General features: G+C 60.8%; 21 protein-coding genes. 4 read left to right on the top strand and 17 right to left on the bottom strand.

All coding sequences use genetic code 11. The features are described from left to right. Positions 1–7: 7 nt before the first annotated feature. Positions 8–1,759, bottom strand: coding sequence for a DUF8094 domain-containing protein (locus AC0J5Z_RS11050; protein ID WP_475039334.1), 1,752 nt, complete (start codon positions 1,757–1,759; stop codon positions 8–10). A 202-nt stretch (positions 1,760–1,961) separates the two neighbouring features. Here AC0J5Z_RS11050 and AC0J5Z_RS11045 point away from each other — a divergent pair, with 202 nt between their 5' ends. Beyond that, positions 1,962–3,254: an AI-2E family transporter gene (locus AC0J5Z_RS11045; protein ID WP_475039332.1), complete on the top strand. Its 1,293-nt coding sequence runs from the start codon at positions 1,962–1,964 to the stop codon at positions 3,252–3,254. A 22-nt stretch (positions 3,255–3,276) separates the two neighbouring features. On the opposite strand, the gene AC0J5Z_RS11040 is transcribed toward AC0J5Z_RS11045, so the two are convergent. Both AC0J5Z_RS11040 and AC0J5Z_RS11035 read right to left on the bottom strand, forming a co-directional pair. Further along, on the bottom strand, positions 3,277–4,071 hold the full coding sequence (locus AC0J5Z_RS11040) for an alpha/beta hydrolase (RefSeq protein WP_475039330.1): 795 nt from the start codon (positions 4,069–4,071) through the stop codon (positions 3,277–3,279). Positions 4,072–4,090: 19 nt separating this feature from the next. After that, positions 4,091–4,435, bottom strand: a complete 345-nt coding sequence (locus AC0J5Z_RS11035; RefSeq protein ID WP_475039328.1) for an ATP/GTP-binding protein — start codon at positions 4,433–4,435, stop codon at positions 4,091–4,093. 57 nt (positions 4,436–4,492) lie between these two features. Here AC0J5Z_RS11035 and nucS point away from each other — a divergent pair, with 57 nt between their 5' ends. The 3 genes from nucS (at position 4,493) to AC0J5Z_RS11020 (ending at position 6,971) form a co-directional block, all read left to right on the top strand. Further along, a complete protein-coding gene (gene nucS, locus AC0J5Z_RS11030; protein ID WP_475039326.1) occupies positions 4,493–5,188 on the top strand; it encodes an endonuclease NucS in 696 nt (231 codons plus the stop codon). A gap of 47 nt (positions 5,189–5,235) precedes the next feature. Continuing rightward, positions 5,236–6,483, top strand: a complete 1,248-nt coding sequence (locus tag AC0J5Z_RS11025) for an N-acetylglucosamine-6-phosphate deacetylase (RefSeq protein WP_475039324.1) — start codon at positions 5,236–5,238, stop codon at positions 6,481–6,483. A 284-nt stretch (positions 6,484–6,767) separates the two neighbouring features. Beyond that, positions 6,768–6,971 carry a cold-shock protein gene (locus tag AC0J5Z_RS11020; protein WP_017199737.1) on the top strand — a complete coding sequence of 68 codons (204 nt, stop codon included), beginning with the start codon at positions 6,768–6,770 and terminating at the stop codon, positions 6,969–6,971. A 177-nt stretch (positions 6,972–7,148) separates the two neighbouring features. On the opposite strand, the gene AC0J5Z_RS11015 is transcribed toward AC0J5Z_RS11020, so the two are convergent. The 14 genes from AC0J5Z_RS11015 to AC0J5Z_RS10950 all read right to left on the bottom strand — a co-directional run bounded on the left by AC0J5Z_RS11015 (position 7,149) and on the right by AC0J5Z_RS10950 (position 20,565). Continuing rightward, complete coding sequence (locus AC0J5Z_RS11015; protein WP_475039322.1) at positions 7,149–9,665, bottom strand: bifunctional lysylphosphatidylglycerol flippase/synthetase MprF; 2,517 nt, start codon at positions 9,663–9,665, stop codon at positions 7,149–7,151. Beyond that, positions 9,647–10,945, bottom strand: coding sequence for an alpha/beta hydrolase (locus tag AC0J5Z_RS11010; RefSeq protein WP_475039319.1), 1,299 nt, complete (start codon positions 10,943–10,945; stop codon positions 9,647–9,649). Before AC0J5Z_RS11010 ends, AC0J5Z_RS11015 begins: the two co-directional genes overlap by 19 nt. A 5-nt stretch (positions 10,946–10,950) precedes the next feature. Beyond that, complete coding sequence (locus AC0J5Z_RS11005) at positions 10,951–11,382, bottom strand: DUF2550 domain-containing protein (RefSeq protein ID WP_475039316.1); 432 nt, start codon at positions 11,380–11,382, stop codon at positions 10,951–10,953. 10 nt (positions 11,383–11,392) lie between these two features. Beyond that, positions 11,393–11,677 carry a F0F1 ATP synthase subunit epsilon gene (locus AC0J5Z_RS11000; RefSeq protein WP_014922172.1) on the bottom strand — a complete coding sequence of 95 codons (285 nt, stop codon included), beginning with the start codon at positions 11,675–11,677 and terminating at the stop codon, positions 11,393–11,395. 1 nt (position 11,678) lies between these two features. Beyond that, the gene (atpD, locus tag AC0J5Z_RS10995; protein WP_431115631.1) at positions 11,679–13,130 is read right to left on the bottom strand and encodes a F0F1 ATP synthase subunit beta; all 1,452 of its coding nucleotides are present in this window, start codon (positions 13,128–13,130) and stop codon (positions 11,679–11,681) included. 84 nt (positions 13,131–13,214) lie between these two features. Continuing rightward, positions 13,215–14,105, bottom strand: a complete 891-nt coding sequence (locus AC0J5Z_RS10990; protein ID WP_011775258.1) for a F0F1 ATP synthase subunit gamma — start codon at positions 14,103–14,105, stop codon at positions 13,215–13,217. Positions 14,106–14,181: 76 nt separating this feature from the next. Further along, entirely contained in the window at positions 14,182–15,819 is a 1,638-nt protein-coding gene (gene atpA / locus AC0J5Z_RS10985) for a F0F1 ATP synthase subunit alpha (RefSeq protein ID WP_026005655.1), read from the bottom strand. An 85-nt stretch (positions 15,820–15,904) separates the two neighbouring features. After that, complete coding sequence (locus tag AC0J5Z_RS10980; protein WP_142938632.1) at positions 15,905–16,732, bottom strand: F0F1 ATP synthase subunit delta; 828 nt, start codon at positions 16,730–16,732, stop codon at positions 15,905–15,907. Further along, positions 16,732–17,289, bottom strand: coding sequence for a F0F1 ATP synthase subunit B (locus AC0J5Z_RS10975; protein WP_011775260.1), 558 nt, complete (start codon positions 17,287–17,289; stop codon positions 16,732–16,734). Before AC0J5Z_RS10975 ends, AC0J5Z_RS10980 begins: the two co-directional genes overlap by 1 nt. Positions 17,290–17,338: 49 nt before the next feature. After that, a complete protein-coding gene (atpE, locus tag AC0J5Z_RS10970; protein WP_011775261.1) occupies positions 17,339–17,557 on the bottom strand; it encodes an ATP synthase F0 subunit C in 219 nt (72 codons plus the stop codon). A gap of 80 nt (positions 17,558–17,637) precedes the next feature. Further along, on the bottom strand, positions 17,638–18,438 hold the full coding sequence (gene atpB, locus AC0J5Z_RS10965; RefSeq protein WP_475039314.1) for a F0F1 ATP synthase subunit A: 801 nt from the start codon (positions 18,436–18,438) through the stop codon (positions 17,638–17,640). A gap of 81 nt (positions 18,439–18,519) precedes the next feature. Continuing rightward, positions 18,520–18,855 carry a hypothetical protein gene (locus AC0J5Z_RS10960; protein ID WP_475039312.1) on the bottom strand — a complete coding sequence of 112 codons (336 nt, stop codon included), beginning with the start codon at positions 18,853–18,855 and terminating at the stop codon, positions 18,520–18,522. Further along, positions 18,842–19,333: a hypothetical protein gene (locus tag AC0J5Z_RS10955; protein WP_475039310.1), complete on the bottom strand. Its 492-nt coding sequence runs from the start codon at positions 19,331–19,333 to the stop codon at positions 18,842–18,844. Before AC0J5Z_RS10955 ends, AC0J5Z_RS10960 begins: the two co-directional genes overlap by 14 nt. 119 nt (positions 19,334–19,452) lie before the next feature. Beyond that, on the bottom strand, positions 19,453–20,565 hold the full coding sequence (locus tag AC0J5Z_RS10950) for an MraY family glycosyltransferase (RefSeq protein WP_475039664.1): 1,113 nt from the start codon (positions 20,563–20,565) through the stop codon (positions 19,453–19,455). Positions 20,566–20,839 lie beyond the last annotated feature (274 nt).

Genomic DNA, 20,839 nt, shown 5'->3' with positions numbered 1-20,839 from the left:
GCCTGCCTTACTTGAAGCTGGCTCCGACCAACCCGCGGGTAGCTGCCACCAGCTTCATCGGGTCGGCAGAACCTGCAGGCGGAATGTAAACGGCCACGGATTCGGCGAAGTTCAAAACCATGCCCGTGGTGGTTTCCTTTCCACCGGCGAAGACAGCGGAATCGTCCTCGAGGAGGAGCTTGTCACCGGCGGCCTTTGGGGTGCCTTCAAAGGAGAAGTCCAAGCGGCCCACAACCAATGCACCGCCGTCGGCAGTTCGCAGCACCACCGTCTGGTTGGTGACGGGGGTGTGCGTGAACTTGAAGTTGGCGCTTGTTCCGTTCTTCACGGTGTCCGCTTGGTAGGCCAGTGCCCCTGCGATGTACGGGGAAGACTGACCATCGGCCAGTTTGCTTCGGTTGGGCGACTCAGGGTTGGTCAGCATTTCACTCAAGATATCCAAGGCCTGGTTACCGCTGTAGGCCAGGCCTGTGCTGTCACTCGCCGGTACAGGCTCGGTACCCTTGCGCGGAATCGGGAATGAAGGGAAGTTGGTGCCCGGCTGAAGCGGCGCACTGCCCCACAGCTTGTAGTTTTCACGAGGCGAAAGCTGCACGAGCGTGAGCACCTGCGGCACGACGTTCCCTTCGCCCTCCGTGAGGGCGAAGACCGTACGGGGCCAGTCGCGCTTGGTGCTGATAACGCTGCTCTGAAGCTTTGTGGCACGGACCGGCATGCGCGGCTCGTAGGCAGAGACTGTGGACCGGATCTTGTAGTTCTGCGTCCGGATCTGAAGTTCCATCTTGTCTACGCGGGGAGCCAGCTTTGCCGCGTCCTTGGCGGCGTCGGCTGCATCCACGGTGCTCGCAACCTGCTCAAGGATCCTCTGCAGCTGCGATTCCAGCAGGACAGGCGTCCCGCCGTCGGCAGTAGCTGCAGCAGAGGGGGTAGACGTTGCCTCGGGCGTCGTAGTGGCCTGGGCGGCGATGGCTGTCCCACCGACCATGACGGCTGCCAGGGTGGCAGCGAGTGCGGTGACCCGGAGGGCCGGACCCTCGTTTCCGGCACCACGACGGCGGCCTTCGTCACCCGCAGGGGACTGAACCGGGAGCGCGGTGGTTTCTCCGTCGTCGTGCGGCTCGTCGTCTTCGCCGTCCTTGCGGCGGTTCCTGAGCGCTTTGGCGATGAACGGCAATGCCGCTCCCGCCAGGATGATGATGATGCCCAGAACAATCAGCGGCACTGCCCAAGGGGTGGTGGCGTTGTTCGGGAACGTCATGGAAATCGACGACGGCGCAGGTTGGGTTCCGTCGCCGGCAACCAAAAGGGACCACTCGCCATCAGCGGGCGGGTTCCAGATGTAGTCCAGGTCGCCACTGGCGTCCTCGGTGCTGACCCACAAATCGGATCCAGCCGGGGAAGGAGCCGTGGCCTCGCCGTCTGCAGAGGACACCTCCAGCGACTTCTGGTCCGCAGAGACACCGGTCAATGTGTTGTGGGCAGTCTCGCCGACCCAGGCCTCGACGTCGTCCGGGCGTCCCGTGGCGACGATGAAGTTGCCTTCACCCTGGATCTTGATCTTTACCGGCCCGTCATGGAGGGCGACCAACTTTTGGTCGATCACAGTCAGCGGGGCAGCTTTGGTATCGCTGGGAACCGAAGCCGTCACGGTCTCGGAGGGGGCCCAAAAAGTCAGCTGGCCAATACCGGCCAGCATCGTCAGCAGGCCCAGCAGCACCAGCAAGGCTGCAGTCTTCAAACGCACAGGATCACCTATCATCAGCGGTCGTTGAACTTCAAGGGTAACCGTTTTGTTATCACAGAGTCAGATCGAGGTGATCTCCCCGACATCCCGAAAAGCCCATCACCGCGCCGCTGCGGCGTCATTCCGCGCTCCTGATAGTGTGGCGATGATCATGATATCCGGGCCTTCCAACGCCTGAGTCCACCCTGTACCACCACTGAAAAGGCAGCCAAACCGCGTGAAAGACCACATGGAGCCCCGTCCCGCCGATGAGCCCGGGTCAAGTGCGGTGGATGCCCAGTCCGAGGGCACTCCTGCGACGGTTCCTGTCCGCACCGGACGCCTGGCGGCCCTCAGCCGCAGGCTCAGGCAGCCCATCCCCGGAGCCCGGAACCGCGTCCGCTTCGAGATGCCCCCCGAAGATGAATCCGGCGAGGGCCGCGAAGGATTCCGGCCCGAGGACGATCACGGCTTCGGCGCCCCCGGCCCGCGGATGTCATCCCAGCACCCTGTATATGTCGGATTCATGGGTACCGCCGGCGTCGGTGTTGCCTTGGCCGTGTTCTACATCGTCAGCAACACCACCCAGCTCATTTTGTGGATCGTGGCTGCACTCTTCATCGCCTTGGGACTCGATCCCGTGGTCCGGTGGCTTGAAGGCCGCAAAGTCCCCCGGACCGCCGGCATCCTCATATCCGTCTCCGCGCTTGTGCTCGCAGTGGCCGGATTCTTCGCAACGCTGATTCCCACCATCGTCGAACAGGTAACTGAAATCGTTCGCCAAGCCCCGGAATGGATCCGCGGCTTCCTCGACTCGGACTTCTTCCGCACCGCAGACAGCCAATTTGGCGTACGGGACCGCATCACCACTGAGCTGGACAAGTTCGTCAAGGATCCCGAGGCAATGGGTGGCATCTTCGGCGGCGTTGTCGGTTTCGGTTCCACGGTGGCCAACGGCCTGTTCGGTTCCCTGATCGTCCTGGTCCTGAGCCTCTACTTCCTCGCAGCCCTGCCATCCATGAAGAAATGGGCTTACCGCCTCGCTCCCCGGTCCCGCCGTCCACGTGTTGAGGCGCTGTCCGAAGCGATCACCGATTCCGTGGGTAATTACGTCATTGGCCAGGCCTGCGTTGCCCTCCTGAACGCGATCTTCGCTTTCATCGTCATGACAATCCTGGGCATTCCGTTCAGCGTCCTGCTTGCCTTCGTCGTTGCCCTGCTGGCATTCATTCCCCTGGTGGGCGGCATGATCGCTGCCGTCGTGGTCATCCTGGTAGCACTCACCGCCGGTTGGCAGACAGCCGTGATCTACGCGATCGCATACTTCGCCTACCTGCAGTTCGAGGCGTACTTCATATCACCGCGCATCATGCAGCGCGCAGTGGCCGTTCCGGGCGCTGTAGCAGTCATCTCGGTTATCGCCGGTGGCAGCCTGCTCGGCGTGCTTGGCGCGCTGATCGCCATTCCGACGGCGGCAGCCATCATGCTGCTGATCAAGGAGGTCTTCATCATCCGGCAGGACAGGCACTGACCCGCCGGCACTCGCGACCGGACTAGGCAGTCGCGACCTGGCCCGCCCACTCTCGGGGCAGGCCGTCCACCCCTGCACCTGCCGGAGTGACGTCGTCGACGATTTCGTCCAGGACGCGCGCCGCGTACTTCTCGCCCACCCAGAGGTGTTTGGCGCCGTCGACGCCGACAAGCCGGGCCTGCGGCACAAGACTGAACCGCTGGGCTGCTTCGGCGGGCTGCAGGTAGTCATCGTGTTCCGGCACGAGAACCGTTAGCGGCTTCCCGGACGCGGCCCACTCCTTGAGGTGCACGTCCGTGGCGCGGTGCAACGGCGGCGACAACAACACAGCACCTTCAATCTGAGCGGCCACGGGCTCCACTGCCCCGTACATCAGGGCGAGCTCGGTGCCGAAGGACCAACCCACGAGCCAGCGGTTCGGAAGGCCACGTTCCACGGCAAAACGGACAGCTGCTTCCACGTCGTAGCGCTCACCAATGCCTTCCTCGAACTGGCCATCGCTGGTGCCGCGCGGCGACACTGTGCCCCGCGTGTTAAAGCGGAGTACTGCAACTCCCGCCAGCGCAGGCAATCGGTAGGAGGCCTTGCGGTACACATGCGAATCCATAAACCCGCCATGCGTGGGCAGCGGGTGGAGGGTGATCAGGGTGGCGGTGATATCCCCCGATGCCGGGAGCGCGAGCTCGCCCAGCAACACCTTGCCGTCCTCGGTGGTGAACTCCACATTCTCGCGCCGGGCGGGGAGGACCGTGGAAGCACGAATCTCCGATGGCGCATCCTGTGGGGTGAAAACGAAAGAGGCGGGGTCGAAAGTCATGCATCCAAGCCTAAGGGAATCAGCGGTAGCGGTACGTTCGGGATACCCAGCAGTTGGTATGCCAGTGCCTGCGTTCCGCGAGGCCTGCGGCCTGGCCGAACAGGTGGCTGTCGGACCAGACCACCAAATGGGCTATGCCGGGCAGGATCGCGGTAGAGCAGCCCGGGCAGATGTATTGCTTTTCCGCCTTTTTGGCCGTAATGGTCCGAACCATCCAGTCGCCGTCCGGCGCACTTTCCCGCCGGGCAATACCGCCGCGTGCCCGCTCAAGGTCCAGCTCCGGCGTCGGTTCCGCCCACTTGCCACGGGCGTTGCCGGTGCCTGTGCTGGACGCGTTGCGACGAGGGCGGTTGGAGCGGGGCATGCTTCCATTCTGCCCCAGCCACCCTGTTGTAGATGGTGAGACGGTAATGTGGGGCGGGTGCGACTCGTCATAGCCCGTTGTTCTGTTGATTACGTTGGCCGCCTCAAGGCCCATCTTCCCCTCGCTACCCGGCTCCTGCTGGTCAAAGCGGATGGTTCGGTGTTGGTGCATTCCGATGGCGGCTCCTACAAGCCGCTGAACTGGATGAGCCCCCCTGCGAGCCTTCGGGTGACCTCACCGGAGGAGACCGAGGTGGAGGAGGGCGTGGTTGAACAGTGGACTGTCCAGTCCGCCAAAACGGATGATCGCCTCATCATTAACATCTACGAGCAGTTGCACGACACCTCGCACGAGCTCGGCACCGATCCCGGCCTGATCAAGGACGGCGTCGAAGCAGATCTTCAAAGGCTTCTGGCCGAGCAAATCGAGCTTCTGGGGTCCGGTTACTCCCTCATACGCCGCGAGTACTTCACCGCTATCGGCCCTGTGGACATCCTGGCCAGGGATGCTGAGGGCGCCACGGTTGCCATTGAGCTGAAACGGCGCGGAGACATCGACGGCGTCGAACAGCTCACGCGGTATCTCGAACTGCTCAACCGTGACCCCCTGCTGGCTCCCGTGAGGGGGATTTTCGCGGCTCAACAAATCAAGCCCCAAGCGAAGGTACTGGCCAACGACCGCGGAATCGATTGCGTCACGCTGGATTATGACGCCATGCGCGGCGTGGATGACAGCGAGTCACGGCTCTTCTGAGTTTCCCCCTTCGGGAGACTGTGCCGCAGGCCACTAGAATCAGAATCATGACTGTCGCATCCGGTTTTCCCTCTTCCTCCGCTCCGAGCCATCAGATCATCCGAGGAACGCTTGTCAGCGATGGCGAGGTAGTGGAAGACGGCCTGGTTGCCGTCGACGGGGACAGAATTGCATACGCGGGGCCGGCCAAAGGCTTCGATCCCGAAGATTTTGAGGGTTTCCAGAGCGCAATCCGCTTAGGAATTCCCAGCGGCAGCTACCTCTTCCCAGGACTCGTGGACGTTCATTGCCACGGCGGCAACGGTGGCGATTTCCCCGGCGGCGAAGAAGACTCGGCGCGCAGGGCAGTGGAGTTCCTTCATCGCTCAGGAACCACCACTTTCCTTGCAAGCATGGTCACCGCTCCCCGGGCAGATCTCCTTCGAGGCATCGAGCTGTACGTGAAGCTAGTGGATGAAGGCCTTGTGGCCGGCATTCACTTGGAAGGCCCTTTCCTTTCCCATGCCCGTTGCGGGGCCCAGAATCCGGATTACTTGCTGGACCCGGACCTCGAGCTCATGGACGAACTGGTGGGCGCCGCGGCCGGTAAGCTCGCCACCATGACTTACGCCCCGGAGCTTCCGGGAGCAGCTGCCTTGGTGGACCTGATGACTTCCCATGGCGTCACCCCATCCTTGGGTCACACGGACTGCGACGACGCCACGGCCGCGGCGTCGCTGGCTGCCGCCCGCGAGGGACTTGAGTCAGCAGGGTTCGACGGCGTCAGTTCACTCCCTACGGTCACGCACCTTTTCAATGGGATGCCGCCCATGCATCATCGCGCCCCTGGTCCCGTTGCGGCGTGCCTGCGCATGGCCCAGGAGGGAAAGGCAGTCGTTGAACTCATTGCCGACGGAACCCACCTGGATCCCAGCACGGTGGCTACTGTCTTCCAGCTGGTGGGAGCCAGCAATATCGTGCTGGTAACGGATTCCATGGCTGCAGCAGGACTGTCCGATGGAAGCTACATGCTCGGCCCATCCCCCGTCACTGTCAGCGATGGCGTGGCCACACTGGATGCCACCGGATCCATCGCCGGAGGCACCTCCACACTCCTGGAGGTCGTCAGCAAAACGGTGGCAGCCGGCGTCGCGCTTCCCGATGCGATTTGCTCGGCGACGGCGGTCCCGGCCGCTGTCCTGGGACTTTCCGACGAAATAGGCGGGCTCCGCCGGGGACTGCGGGCCGATGTCGTTGTAACAAACGAGGACCTGGAACTGACGGGCGTAATGCGCAATGGGCAGTGGCTGTCCTAGTTGCACCGGAAAAGGTCCTGGGTGAATTCCAGAAGCTGGCGTTACCTTCTTTTTACCGAAAATTTTCCTGAATTGCCCTAAACACCGTTGACCTCCGGCAGAGCTCATGAAAGTGTTGTAGCAGTCTTTGTGTAGGTGGTTTTCATGCTCGCAAGACCAGTTGCGAGCGTGAAGCTCCTGCGAATCAACCAAGCCCCGGCTTGGGCGGTATTCAGGTCTTCTCGCGGAGTAACAAACCCGGTACGAGGTGTATCGGACTGATGTTCCACAATGAGGAGAAATACATGGCACTGGGAACCGTCAAGTGGTTCAACGCTGAAAAGGGCTTCGGCTTCATCACCCCGGATGACGCGGATGGGGACGTTTTCGTTCACTACTCCGAGATCCAGACCGGTGGCTTCAAGACCCTCGACGAGAACCAGCGCGTTCAGTTCGAGATCGGTCAGGGAGCCAAGGGCCCCCAGGCAACCGGCGTTACGGTCGTCTAGTCTTACTCGTTGATCTCTGCTTGTTGCAGATACAACAAACACGTTGACCCTGGCTTTCGAGCCGGGGTCAACGTGTCTTAACATCGGGAACACCAGCCAAATATACGGCTTGTCAACAACGCCTGTTACTAACCGTGAAGAAATACCAAAAGGGCCTTCCGTATGGGTGTTGACAATTTAACCAACCAAGCTCCGGAGCAGCCGCGCAGAATGCCGGACTGACAATCCTGGAAGGTATGCCCTGCTGAGCGCGCGCCCTATTGCAGGAAGGTGCAGCGGGTCTTGGTAATACATGTACAACGTTCTGTATTCGGGTTGGAATCTCGACTTAAAAGATGCCAACGACCTGAATCCGTAAACAGGCTCCAAAGCCTGCCCGACCACCTCCAGTATCCCTGCCAAGCCTTTCGCCCGCTGCTCGATTTCACCCTCTTCCCGGGCCAAGGGCGATCCGGACAAGGAAATCAGCTCCACGGAATCCCGCAAGTGCAAAACTGCGGAAGCGATCAGGAACTCCATGACCCCTGGGAAGGCATCGCCTCGCCGCCGCATGAAGTCCAGCGTCCAACTGACAATAATGCCGTCCTCGTAAACGGGAAGCCAGCTGGTCACACCATAGACAAACCCCGTGTCATCCACAGCAACGCAGCACAGGACGTCGTCGTCATCCAACTCGTCCAGGCCGCCCATGGTGAAACCCATTTCGGGGATCTTTTTCTGGGCCGCCCACTCCTCCGAGACTTCACTCACCTGGGCACGCACCCCATGCGGGAGTTCGGAGTAGCGCCCCCAGCTGGCCGTGATCCCCATCTTCGCGGCACGGTTGAGGGCTGTTCTGACGTTCTGCCACTCCTTGCCCCTGAATTCCAGGCCCCTGATCCGCAGTCTGGTCTCTTGGGCAACCGACACCCGGCGGAATCCGCGTAACTGCAGCAGGGGCCAGAGCTCGTCTGTGCAGGAATAGAGGCATGGCGTCAATGCATGCTGGGAGCAGTACTCCAGGAACCCCTTCGCAGTAGTCGCGTGATGCTGCCGTGCGCCGAAGGGACCGGCCAACGTCAACGCCACGTGGCTGTGCTGTTGGTAGGCCACTCCCCCTGTGCCGTCAGGAGTGAACCAATATTTATTCGGCTCCCACAGAGCCATCCATGACAATGAATCCCCGCCCCGCTTCACCAAGGCACGGGCCCTCTGGCGCGCCTGACGGTCAAGTCCGCCTGTGTGATGTCCGCGGATCAGCAGTACCCACACGCCAAGCAACGCCACGAGCCAAAACACCGTGCCCGAGTAGGAAAAGAGGAAAACTTCCAACACATCACGCTCGGCGAAGACCTTACGGTAAACGCCAGGAAGTGGAACGGGGAGATACTGCCTGGCCAGCTCAGCCACCAAACCCAGGATGCCGCCGTCGCGAACCAAGCCGCCCGAGGCCAACCACACCACTGTGTAAGCGAGGGCAAGCCCTCCTCCTGTGAGGCCGACCAGCCAGAACACCTTCCGGCGGAGATGATCAGAGGTCACCACCCTGAAATGGCCGCGATACGCGAAAAGTAGAATCGCCAAGGCCAAGGGGACCAGCACAAGCGGAATAATGTGAACTACAGCCGAGTTGAGCATTCCCCCATGCGGGCGCCCCGTGGGCCGCGGCATACCGGCAAAGAGACCAAGGTAGATCGTGGACAAAACGACCACCACCAACTGCACGCCGATGGCAATTCCCAACGCCAACCGGCGTCCGCGCCTCATGCCGTCGGCACAAATGAGGAGCAAGACGACCGGCACGACGGCCAAGGCCAAACCGAACGGACCTGTGTAGCCTTGCCGGGCCATCTCGAGGCAAGCGACGTCGATGGTACCCCCGCAGTTGCTTTCCAGTTGGCTGAGGGTGGGTAGCGGGTTGAGGATGACGTCCCGCAGCAATGCCAAGGGACCGGATGGACTCTTGGCTGCCGCAGTCACGATAGGACCCACGGCGAAAATTGCCATGGTCAGCGAAAGGAGGTTCCGGATTTCCCGGCTGGTTGACCGGTGAAGGTGGAGATGGCCCTGGCTGCTTTGCATCCACCACCCCGCGAGCAAGCCAACGAGCGTGCCCAGGAAGCCAACCACCGTCTCTGCGTGTCCTACATAGAGCACCAGCAGCAAGGAGGTGGAGATCCCCACTGTGCGCAGGCGCCGCTGCCACAACGTGGGCAGGAGCGCACTCGCGGCCAAAGCGGTAGCAAGCACTGCGCCGTAAGGCCCGATCAAGCGCGTATCAGCCATCCCGGAGAGCCACCCGTCGTCGGCGTACTGTGCCACCTGGGTAACGAGGAGGACTGCTGATACACAGGCGAACTGGCTGCCTAGGAACACTCCTGCGGTTTTTAGGGAACCCAGGTGTCGCTCTGCCAGGCCGAGGAGGAACAAGATCATGAGGACGGCCGTGGCATAGGCCAACGGATTGGTGGTGAAGAACAGTGACGTCCAGATAGACCACCATTCCCCCGCCCGCAGCCCTTCCAGCGAGACACTGGCCACTGGAAGCCACAGCTCAGGCGGACCCGTCAGGAAGCTCCCGGAGACCAAAGACAGGACCACAAAAAGGGCAAGAACAAACAGTGTGAACGGCGTTGACCGCAGGTGTCGGCCTGCCTGCCCTATCGCTGGCTCGATCACACCTTTCAGGGCAAGGCTCACCGCGGCAACTCCCACCGGGTGGCCAGGAAATCGAGTCCACCGGGCATTCCACGAATCACTGCGTCCCAGGAGTGCCCGGCCTGAGGAATGGAATGTTCTTCGGTTTCAAAACCCGCTCTTCTTGCCGCGTCGGCAAGCTCATGCATGTAGTCGGTGAACTCGTGGTCCGCCTCACCTGAGACCAAGTACACCCCGCTGCCCTCAAAGCTGCGCTGCTGCATTAACACCAAAGGTGTCCTGGACTCGAACGCTTCGACGTCGCCGTCGAACGAGTCCGAAATGGTCTTGTTTCTATCCTTGGCGAGGGCAGGTTCCCGCTCTGCAGCGAAGGGAAGAATGGATGCAAACAGGTCCGGGTGGGAGGTTCCCATCTGCATGGCGCACGTGCCGCCAAAAGAGAAACCGCCAACAGCCCACTGCTTGTGATCAGTCGCGACATCCAGAGTCTGAGTGATCCAGGCCGGGACATCCTTCGAAAGATAGGTGTCCACCAAGGCAATGTTGCTGTCCATGCACATGGTGTTGGCGTTGGCTGAGCCGTTGGGGTCGACCACCACCGTGACAGGGGCAATACCGTGATGATTTTCAGCGAACTGGTCCAGGAGGGAACGGAGCTGACCGCCAGTCAGCCAGTCCGCCGGACCACCCGGCTGCCCGGCGAAGAGCACCATCACGGGCAGGCTGGGACGGGATTCCGTCTGGTAGGCGGGTGGCAAGTAAATATATGCTTCCCGTGCGTTAAAGCCGGAGACCGTACCGGGGATGTCTGCTTTGCGCAGGACGCCGTTTCGGGGCATGGAATCCGGGGCGTTCCATGCAGAGGGGGCCGGACCGGGCTTTGCATCCGGGGCGCGTTTGAGGCTCGCTTCGAGTGGCTGTATGCGCGCCACTGCAGTACCCAGCAGGTCCGAGACCGTGTTGTTCAGTCCGAAATAGAGATTAATCTGGACCACGCATAAGAGCACAACGCCGAGCATCGCCACCACACTGAACGAGCGGCCGCGCCAGGAGTTTCGGGGGAAGCGTGCAGCGCACAGGAGAAGGGCCGCGACAGCGGGAACCGCCCAGGCCAGGGTCGGAAAGGGCAGGTTCTCCGAGAACGTGGCCATGAGGTCCACCAGAATCCAGTGAATCAGCGCGACCACGCCTACGGCCACCAGCAGGCTGCTCGCAACGAGCAGCGGCCAGGAACGTCGTCGACGCCATAGAAGATAGGCCCCGCCGGCCGCGCCACAGGCGATACTGAACCAGAGGAACGGCCCATCAACCAGACTGACGTCCGAAAGAAAGTCCATGGCGCCTAACGCCAGGTTCCGACGCCGATGACCGGCCCGGCTTCGAGCCATGAGGACAAACCCGCGTAGGCGTCAAAATTCATGGCGAGCATGAACTTACTGCCTTCGTACTGCAGTTCAACCACAACGACGCCGGGTTGTATCCTGACGAGTTCATCTTCCGTGGGCTGTCGGCGGCCAAGCAGTTCAAGGGAGCTGCGTTTGAACTTGTGCTTGGGGATGACGCTCAGGGACATCAACCGGAACCACTCGAGCTCGTTGTCCTGATAACGACAAACCCCCATCTGCCAGCTGTTTCCAGCCATGCAAATGGAGGCGTCGACCGTGCCCAGGGCGCGCCGCAGATTGAAGCGGCGCACCCCGAAAAGGCACAGTGAAATGATCAGCAACGTAAACGCTGTTGCCAGGGCGATGAACGGAATAAGGGAATCGTCCATCAAGGTCGTGCTATCGGATCCCCGCTGTAGCCGCTTCGCCCAATTTGGCGTTGTCAGCAACAATGACCACGCGATCGTTGTCGACGGAGAAGAATCCGCCGTCAACAACTACTGCAATGCGATCACCGGAAACCGGCTGGATTGCCAGCTCGCCCGCGGCCATGATGGCCAGAAGGGGCGAGTGGCCCGGCAGGATTCCGATTTCACCATCGCTGGTGCGGGCCTTCACCATCTTGGCCGCGCCGGACCACACGAAGTGGTCCGCTGCGACAATCTCAACCTCGAGCTCAGCCATACTACTTGGTCTGTTCCTGGATCTTGGCCCACTGACGCTCAACGTCATCCAGGCCGCCGACGTTGAAGAACGCCTGCTCTGCGATGTGGTCCAGCTCGCCGTCACAGATGGCCGTGAAGCCCTCAACGGTGTCCTTGATGGACACGGTGGAGCCCTCGACGCCGGTGAACTGCTTGGCAGTGTAGGTGTTCTGGGAGAGGAACTGCTGGATACGACGTGCACGAGACACGACGATCTTGTCCTCTTCAGACAGTTCGTCAACACCGAGGATGGCGATGATGTCCTGAAGTTCCTTGTTCTTCTGCAGGATCTGCTTGACACGGACAGCCGTGTTGTAGTGATCCTTGCCGATGTACTGGGGATCCAGAATACGGGAGGTGGACGTCAGCGGGTCAACGGCCGGGTACAAACCACGGGAGGCGATTTCACGGGAAAGTTCCGTGGTCGCGTCGAGGTGTGCGAAGGTCGTTGCCGGAGCCGGGTCGGTGTAGTCATCAGCCGGCACGTAGATGGCCTGCATCGACGTGATGGAGTGACCCTTGGTGGAGGTGATGCGCTCCTGGAGCAGACCCATCTCGTCAGCAAGGTTGGGCTGGTAGCCCACAGCGGACGGCATGCGGCCGAGCAGTGTGGAAACTTCCGAACCTGCCTGCGTGAAGCGGAAGATGTTGTCGATGAAGAGCAACACGTCCTGGTTCTGAACATCGCGGAAGTACTCCGCCATGGTCAGGGCAGACAGGGCCACGCGAAGACGCGTTCCCGGCGGCTCATCCATCTGGCCGAATACAAGGGCGGTGTCCTTAAGAACGCCTGCCTCTTCCATTTCAACCCAGAGGTCGTTACCTTCACGGGTACGCTCGCCAACACCGGCGAATACGGAAGTACCACCGAAGTTGCGGGCAACACGGGTGATCATTTCCTGGATCAGAACGGTCTTGCCCACGCCGGCGCCGCCGAACAGGCCGATCTTTCCACCCTTGATGTACGGGGTGAGAAGGTCGATGACCTTGATGCCGGTCTCGAGCATCTCCGTGGAGCCCTCGAGGGAAGCGAAGGACGGAGCCTTGCGGTGGATCGGCCAGTAGGCGTCTGCCTTGATCTCGGACTCTTCGACGTCCAGCGGCTTGCCGAGAACGTTGAAGATGTGGCCCTTGACGCCGTCGCCGACGGGCACGGAGATGGGAGCACCGGAGTCCCGCACAGTGGTGCCGCGGACCAAGCCGTCGGTTGCCTGCAGGGAGATGGCGCGAACGAGGTTGTCACCCAGGTGCTGGGAAGTCTCGAACGTGATGGTTTTCGTCTGGCCGTTGAGAGTGATCTCAGTGGTCAGAGCGTTGTAAATCGAGGGGATTGCGTCAGCCGGGAATTCGACGTCGACAACCGGACCAATAACACGGGCAATGCGGCCGGTAGCACCGGCCGTAGCTACGTGTTCGGTAGCAGTGGCAGTCATCTCTCTCACTTCACTCAGTAGATGGCGTGGGTTTAAGTTTATCTGTTTGGTGCAGGTGCGGCTTCGAGCCGAATCCGTTGGAGGCTAGGACGCGAGGGCGTCTGCGCCGGCCACGATTTCGGAAAGCTCCTGCGTAATCTCGGCCTGGCGGGCCGTGTTGCGAAGGCGCGTGTACTTCTTGATCAAGTCGGTAGCGTTGTCACCGGCCGACTTCATAGCGCGCTGGCGGGCTGCGAGCTCGGAAGCTGCGGCCTGCAGCATGGCTGCGAAGATGCGGGACTCGATGTAACGCGGCAGCAGTGCGTCAAGCACCTGCTCTGTTTCCGGCTCGAACTCGTACAACGGCAACAGCTCGGATTCCGAGGCTGCTTCCTCTTCGACGACCTCCAACGGGAGCAGACGGATAACCGTCGGCTCCTGCGTCACCATGGACTTGAAGCGGGTGTATACAACGTGGATCTCGTCCACGCCGCCCTCTTCGAAGTCAGTGGAGAAGTCTTCAAGAAGTGCAGCTCCGACTTCCTGCGCGGTTTCGAATTCCGGTGCGTCCGTGCCCCCAGTCCATACGCGGGCGTAGGACCGGTTGCGGAAATCGAAGTACGCCTGGGCCTTACGGCCAACCAGGTACGCCTTGACTTCCTTGCCTTCTGCGTGAAGAAGCTCGGTGAGACCTTCAGCCTGCTTGAGCACGCTCGCGGAGTACGATCCTGCAAGGCCACGGTCCGAAGTAATGATCAGGACTGCGGCGCGGCGGATCTGCTCCGGCTCGGTGGTCAGCGGGTGGTCGATTTCGCTCTGAGTTGCGACAGCAGAAACGGCGCGGGTAATCGCGTTCGCGTAAGGCAGTGAAGCTGCTACGCGGGCGCGGGCCTTACCGATGCGCGAGGTAGCGATCAGTTCCATCGCCTTGAAGATCTTGCGCATCGACGTCGTCGAGCTGATCTTCTGACGGTAGACCCGAATCTGGGCTCCCATACTTATCCTTTCCTATGTTCCCGATGTGCTGTCCTGCCGGGGCCCTTGCGGACCCCGGCAGGACAGATAATCGGAACTAGCGCTTCTGCTTGACGATCTTTTCCTGGTCGACGTCGCCGCCGGAGATCGCTGCGTGCTCTTCGTGGCCGGCGCCAACCAGGTGGTTGTCGCCCTCGCCGAAGAAGCCCTTCTTGAAGGAAACAATTGCTTCCTTCAGAGCTGCAGCGGTGTCGTCATCCAGGACGTTGGTCTGCGCCAGCGTGGTCAGGATGGAGGACTGGTGCTTAAGGTGCTCCAGGAACTCGGACTCGAAGCGGCTGATGTCTTCAACCGGAACGTCGTCCAGGTAACCGTTGGTGCCGGCCCAGATGGAAACAACCTGGTTCTCAACCGGGAACGGTGAGTACTGGCCCTGCTTCAGCAGTTCCATCAGGCGTGCACCACGGGTCAGCTGCTGACGGGAAGCAGCATCCAGGTCAGAGGCGAACATAGCGAACGCCTGCATGTCGCGGTACTGGGCCAGATCCAGCTTCAGGGTACCGGAGACCTTCTTCATGGACTTGACCTGTGCAGCGCCACCAACGCGGGAGACAGACACACCAACGTCAACAGCGGGACGCTGGTTGGCGTTGAAGAGGTCCGACTGGAGGAAGATCTGGCCATCGGTAATGGAGATCACGTTGGTCGGGATGTAGGCGGAGACGTCGTTTGCCTTGGTCTCGACGATCGGAAGACCGGTCATCGAGCCGGCACCGAGCTCGTCGGAGAGCTTGGCACAACGCTCCAGCAGGCGGGAGTGCAAGTAGAAAACGTCACCCGGGTATGCTTCGCGTCCCGGCGGACGGCGCAGCAGCAGGGACACTGCGCGGTAGGCTTCGGCCTGCTTGGACAGGTCATCGAAGATCACCAGAACGTGCTTGCCGCCGTACATCCAGTGCTGGCCAATGGCCGAACCTGCATACGGTGCCAAGTACTTGAAGCCGGCGGGGTCAGATGCCGGCGACGCCACGATGGTGGTGTACTCCAGCGCGCCGTGATCCTCGAGGGTCTGACGGACGGCTGCGATGGTGGAAGCCTTCTGGCCAACACCAACGTAGACGCAACGTACCTGCTTGGTGACATCTCCCGAAGCCCAGTTGGCCTTCTGGTTGATGATGGTGTCCACGGCGATGGCAGTCTTGCCGGTCTGGCGGTCACCAATGATCAGCTGACGCTGGCCACGGCCGATCGGAATCATGGCGTCGATAGCCTTGAGGCCGGTCTGCATCGGTTCGTGAACCGACTTGCGTTCGGTTACGCCCGGAGCCTGAAGTTCCAGTGCACGGGTGGCTTCGGCTTTGATCTCGCCGAGGTCGTCGATGGGCTGACCCAGGGGGTCTACAACGCGACCCAGGAAGGCATCGCCAACCGGAACGGACAGGATCTCACCGGTACGGTGAACTTCCTGGCCTTCTTCAATACCGGTGAAGTCACCGAGGATAATGACACCGATCTCGCGGACGTCAAGGTTCTGGGCCAGGCCCAGCGTGCCATCTTCGAAGCGAAGCAGCTCGTTCGCCATGACCGAGGGAAGACCCTCAACACGGGCGATGCCGTCACTTGCGGTGGTCACACGACCAACCTCTACGCGCTCTGCGTTACCGGGTTCGTAGGACGCCGCGAACTCGTTCAACGCATTACGGACGTCGTCGGCGTTGATGGTCAATTCGGCCATCTGCAGTCCCTGCTCTCCTGTTTTCGTGATCATCGTTGCTCACGATGACCGGGTTTTATATCAGTTAAGTTGTGCTTTGTCTTCGCTAGCCAGCGAGCTGGCGGCGGAGTTCGGTCAGGCGGGCGATAACCGAAGCGTCGAGCACTTCGTCACCAACCTGGACGCGGATTCCACCGATCAGTGCGGGGTCAACATTGACGTTGACCTTCAGTTCGCGGCCGTACAGGGCATCCAGCCCGGCCTGCAGACGGCTGGCCTGCGTTTCCGTCAACGGACGGGTAACGCTGACAGTTGCAATCCAGCGCTGCTGACGCTTGGCTGCAAGCTTGGCGAATGACTCGACGAGCTTGCTCGGCTTGACACCGCGCGGCTGCGTAACTGCCTGGCTGATGAGAACCTTTGCTTCCTCGCTACTGCCAGGAACAAGCTTCTCGGCCAGTGCAATCTTCGCCGCGGGGGATGCCTGCGGCTCAGACAGAGCACGTTGTACTTCGTGGCTGGAGGCGACGGCCTGGTTGAAGGCAAACAGGTCGTTTTCCAGCTCTTCCAGCCCCGTGATACCGGAGGCAGAAACGGCCGACTTGTTTTCAGCTACGGCAATGACAACCGTGGCGGCAAGCGTCTCGAGTGCATCGCCGATATCGCGTGCCGATGCCCAGCGCGAGCTGGCCAATCCGCCTGCAATCTCAGCAGCATCAGCGGAGACTTTTCCGCCAACCAGCTGCTTGACCAGCGCCGACTTCTCGTCACCGGAACGGGACGGGTCAGTCAGGGCGCGGCGCAAGCCAGCCGAGCTGTCCACCGTTCCCAGGATTCCGAAGAGGTCCTTAGCCAACTGCAGCGAGGCGAAGGGAAGCTTGGCTTCCAGTTGCGCCAATGCTGTGGTCAGCGATTCGCTCGATATACCTGCCATTACTTAGCTGCACCTGCGCTCTGGGTCTCCAGATCTGCCAGGAAGCGGTCCACGACGCGTGCGGCGCGCTGGTCGTCGGTGAGGGCTTCGCCAACGATGCGGCCGGCCAGCGTAGTGGCCAAAGTGCCAACCTCGGACCGAAGCGAGACAACAGCTGCCTGGCGCTCCGATTCGATGGCAGCGTGTGCCTGCTCGGTGATGCGTGCAGACTCGGCTGCAGCCTTTGCCTTCAGGTCCGCGAGGATCTGGGCGCCCTCGGCGCGTGCTTCTTCGCGGATACGGTTGGCCTCGGCACGGGCATCAGTGAGCTGCTGCTTGTACTCTTCGAGAGCTGCAGAAGCTTCTGCCTGGGCCGCTTCGGCCTTTGCAATGCCACCTTCGATTGCTTCGGCACGCTCTGCGAAGGTCTTCTCGAACATCGGGACAACAAACTTGACCACGATGTACATGAGGACCGCAAAGCCCACGAGGACTACGCCCATTTCCCAGACGTTGGGAACGAGCGGATTAGCCTCCGCAGCGCCTTCAGTGGCGGCTGAGATGATCAGCTGATTCATATTTCACCCGTCCTATCTACTCGTGCTTGGATTCGCTTGGTTCTTAGGACTAGGAAAGAACGAAAGCGAAGACCAGGCCGAGGATGGCAAGAGCTTCAGTCAGAGCCAGGCCAAGGAACGCGATCGGCTGCAGCACGCGCTGAGCTTCCGGCTGACGTGCAACACCGTTGATGTACGCGGCGAACACGAGACCCACACCGATACCACCGCCGATGGCCGAGAGACCGTAGCCGATGAGGTTGAGGGAGCCGTTGATGGTGCCTTCCATTTTTTCTTCCTTTCAAGATGCCGCCCGTGCGGCAGGTTGTTTGGGTTGCTTCATCCCCGCGAGGGGAAGTTTTGGGAGCCTTAGTGGCTGTCGGCGTGCAGGGCGCCTTCGATATAGATCGCGGTCAGCAGTGTGAACACGTAAGCCTGCAGGGCCATGATCAGTGCCTCAAGCATGTACATGGCGATGGCACCTACAAGGACCAGAACCGATGCGCCCTTGAGCAGCACGTTCTCCTGCATGACCAGGAACTCAATGCCGGAGCCGGCGAGCATCACGATCAAGTGGCCGGCCAGCATGGTCGCGAACAGACGGAGGCTGTGCGTGACTGGACGGACCAGGAAGTTGGAGATGATTTCGATCGGAACAACGATCGGGAGGATGTACCAAGGGACACCTGAGGGAACGGTGGCAAGCTTGAAATACTTGAGACCGTTCTTCTTGATGCCGATGATGATCCACGTGAAGTACACGATGCCGGCCATGACGTAGGCGCCGCCGACGTGCGAGAAGCTTGGCAACTGGATCACGGGGATGGCGCCGTAGATGTTGTTCACGAGAATGAAGAAGAACAAGCTGAACAGCAGCGGGACGTACTTGATGAAGTCCTTGCCGCCGATGATGTCCTTGGCGATGCTGTTGCGGACGAAGCCGTAGGCCATTTCGCCTGCAAACTGCAGCTTGCCGGGAACCAGCTGCTGCTTACGTGCAGCGAGGATGAAGAATGTAGCGATAATGACGACCGAAAGGATCACCAGCAACATCTGCTTGGAGAAACCATCGTACGCACCCCAAGGCAGGATTGCCGGCAGGTGCATTTCGTCGATTCCGGGTGGGGTGAATGACCCCGAATCCTGGGCGGGGAGCGCAAGCGCGATCAACGCGTTTCCTCTCTGCTGTGTCCATCATTGGGCATTGGTTGGAAGCCGGACGCGTTGGACGCATCTGTATTCCATGTGAAATTATTTGGCATTACTGTCCCCGTCCGTGGACGGACCGCTGTCTGCGTTGCTCTCGCCAGGAGAGGAGCTTTGCCTGGTGAGGCCGTGCATATGGGAAAGATAGAACCCTCCTGCGGCTCCCAGCAGAGCGCCAAGGAGCACAATCCAGCGGGTCCCCCACAGATTATCCAGACCCCAGCCTATCAAACTCCAGACAATGATCCCGCCAATGATGTAGCTGAAGACGGCGATGCCGGCGTTGTATCCGCCGTCGTTTCCGGCTTCTGCGGATTCATTGCGACTGGCAGCTTGCTGAGCATTCGGGGCCGGGCGTGAATAGCGCTTACGCGGAGACATCCGGGCCACCTTTCTGCTCGGCAGGATCGTTGTAGATCTGCAGGCGCGCCTTGCTGAAGCCGTAGATTTCAGCGGCCTGCCAGAAGACGACGGTGACCACGGCGCCAATAAGGAACCAACGGTCATGGAGCCAATCCGGAGCGCCGAGTACAAGCAGCACAACAGCGAATCCAACCACCTTGATGAAATACGTAGCAACAAAGAGGCCGACCGCGCCGGAGGGGTTGTTACGGCCAACGAAGTGACCGATCAGGAGGCTGATCCCAAAGAAGAGCATGACCAGCGAGGCACCGAACGCTGCTGAGAGCGCGCCCTCCCCGCCATTCATGAAGGCTGCGATCACGCATGTAACGGCAGTCGCCGCCAATGCTGCGGCAGCGCTCAGAAGAAGCAACCCGAGCCATATCGAGGATGGCTGACCAACGGATCCAACACCACGTTTACCGGACGGGCGTCCGGTTTCGGCGTTGGATGTCATGGGGATACCAATCCTCGTGGCACGGGTGCCATATTCTCAAAGTGGGGTTACGGGCGAGTGACTGTCCGCAGAAAGAATTCTACATGAGATAGAACTGTGACCATAACCGGCTGTCACAACTACTCCCCCGGCCGCGTCGAGTTCCGGGTGAAGTAGGGCCACGCAGTCACAGCAGCCATAACGAGCGCTGCGGCTATTACCACGATGAGCACAATTTGCCATGGAAACACGGCGAAGGCGACGCCACCGAAGGCAAGAATGCACGTCCACACGTAAAGCATGACGACGGCGCTGCGGTGCGAGTATCCGAGGTCCACCAACTTGTGGTGGAGGTGCCCGCGGTCAGCCGACCAGGGTGACTGGCCCCTGGCTGTTCTCCGGACAACGGCCATCCCCAAATCAAGAAGGGGAAGGGACAGAACGGCAAAGGGCAGCAATATGGGAACGATCGTGGGGATACCGTTGGCACGGTCATAGAGGCCGGAGCCGATCTGCCCTGTGGCCACGACACCGGCGGAGGCCATGAGCAAGCCGATAAGCATGGCCCCGGAGTCTCCCATGAAAATTTTGGCGGGAAACCAGTTGTGTGGCAGGAACCCGATGCAGCTGCCCACGAGGATGGCCATCAGTAGTGTCGCGAGGTCTGAGTTGTCCGTGGACGGGTTGTTCCGGTGAACCCAGTACGCAGTGAGGAAGAAGGCCCCGCCACCAATGATGGCGACTCCGGCTGCCAAACCGTCTAGTCCGTCAATGAAGTTAACGGCATTCATTGTGGTGACAATGAGACCCGCTGTTAGCACGATCTGGACAACTTCGGACTCAAGGAAAATCGGTTCCGGGATGAAGGGCACCACAGACATCCGCACACCCCAGATGGCCACGATAAAGGCTGCTGCAGCCTGTCCCAGGAGTTTGATCCACCAGCGGATGTCGAGGATGTCGTCCGCGACCCCCACCGCGACAATCACTACGGCACCAGCGAGGATCCCCCAAGGGGCATCGTTGTGCCTGAAGATGTCCTTGACGAAGAAGGAGTTGCTCGCGACCACCAACGCGGCGAAGAAACCCAGAAAGATGCCCAGTCCTCCGAGTTTGGAGATCAGGGCTGAGTGCATGTCGCGGCTACGGATGGGTTGGTACAACCGCAGCTTGTTTCCCACCACGCGGGCGCCCCAGGTCCCGGCGTAGGCCACAACGGCAGCTGTGAGGGCCATCAGCATGTACATGATCATGACGCGGCCCCGGAAAGCAGCCTGCACACCAGTCGGGAAGAAGCGACCATCGAATGCAGCCGGCGGGTTTGAATGCCGTCTGGTTGTGGGCAGCTCAAGGTGTGGAATTCTGTCTTTGGATAAATGGAACTACTCCGTCGCCATGCCTGCACCGGCTGTGCCGAATGTTGCGGGATTTCTGTGGACTCTAGTCACGATACTAATGCCAACGGTCGTGACCACCCTGTGACGCAGCCGCCAAGCCCCAGCGTGTTTGGCTGAGGTTATGCCGCGT

This window comes from Paenarthrobacter sp. TRD_SC_7 (assembly GCF_056156245.1).
This window is presented reverse-complemented; position numbering and strand designations above follow the sequence as displayed.

Bases quoted from the DNA above. Each gene is read 5' to 3' on its own strand.
- AC0J5Z_RS11050 (WP_475039334.1), bottom strand. From the start codon at position 1,759: ATGATAGGTGATCCTGTGCGTTTGAAGACTGCAGCCTTGCTGGTGCTG.
- AC0J5Z_RS11040 (WP_475039330.1), bottom strand. From the start codon at position 4,071: ATGACTTTCGACCCCGCCTCTTTCGTTTTCACCCCACAGGATGCGCCA.
- AC0J5Z_RS11035 (WP_475039328.1), bottom strand. From the start codon at position 4,435: ATGCCCCGCTCCAACCGCCCTCGTCGCAACGCGTCCAGCACAGGCACC.
- AC0J5Z_RS11025 (WP_475039324.1), top strand. From the start codon at position 5,236: ATGACTGTCGCATCCGGTTTTCCCTCTTCCTCCGCTCCGAGCCATCAG.
- AC0J5Z_RS11020 (WP_017199737.1), top strand. From the start codon at position 6,768: ATGGCACTGGGAACCGTCAAGTGGTTCAACGCTGAAAAGGGCTTCGGC.
- AC0J5Z_RS11010 (WP_475039319.1), bottom strand. From the start codon at position 10,945: ATGGACTTTCTTTCGGACGTCAGTCTGGTTGATGGGCCGTTCCTCTGG.
- AC0J5Z_RS11005 (WP_475039316.1), bottom strand. From the start codon at position 11,382: ATGGACGATTCCCTTATTCCGTTCATCGCCCTGGCAACAGCGTTTACG.
- AC0J5Z_RS11000 (WP_014922172.1), bottom strand. From the start codon at position 11,677: ATGGCTGAGCTCGAGGTTGAGATTGTCGCAGCGGACCACTTCGTGTGG.
- atpD (WP_431115631.1), bottom strand. From the start codon at position 13,130: ATGACTGCCACTGCTACCGAACACGTAGCTACGGCCGGTGCTACCGGC.
- AC0J5Z_RS10990 (WP_011775258.1), bottom strand. From the start codon at position 14,105: ATGGGAGCCCAGATTCGGGTCTACCGTCAGAAGATCAGCTCGACGACG.
- atpA (WP_026005655.1), bottom strand. From the start codon at position 15,819: ATGGCCGAATTGACCATCAACGCCGACGACGTCCGTAATGCGTTGAAC.
- AC0J5Z_RS10980 (WP_142938632.1), bottom strand. From the start codon at position 16,732: ATGGCAGGTATATCGAGCGAATCGCTGACCACAGCATTGGCGCAACTG.
- AC0J5Z_RS10975 (WP_011775260.1), bottom strand. From the start codon at position 17,289: ATGAATCAGCTGATCATCTCAGCCGCCACTGAAGGCGCTGCGGAGGCT.
- atpE (WP_011775261.1), bottom strand. From the start codon at position 17,557: ATGGAAGGCACCATCAACGGCTCCCTCAACCTCATCGGCTACGGTCTC.
- AC0J5Z_RS10960 (WP_475039312.1), bottom strand. From the start codon at position 18,855: ATGTCTCCGCGTAAGCGCTATTCACGCCCGGCCCCGAATGCTCAGCAA.
- AC0J5Z_RS10955 (WP_475039310.1), bottom strand. From the start codon at position 19,333: ATGACATCCAACGCCGAAACCGGACGCCCGTCCGGTAAACGTGGTGTT.
- AC0J5Z_RS10950 (WP_475039664.1), bottom strand. From the start codon at position 20,565: ATGATCATGTACATGCTGATGGCCCTCACAGCTGCCGTTGTGGCCTAC.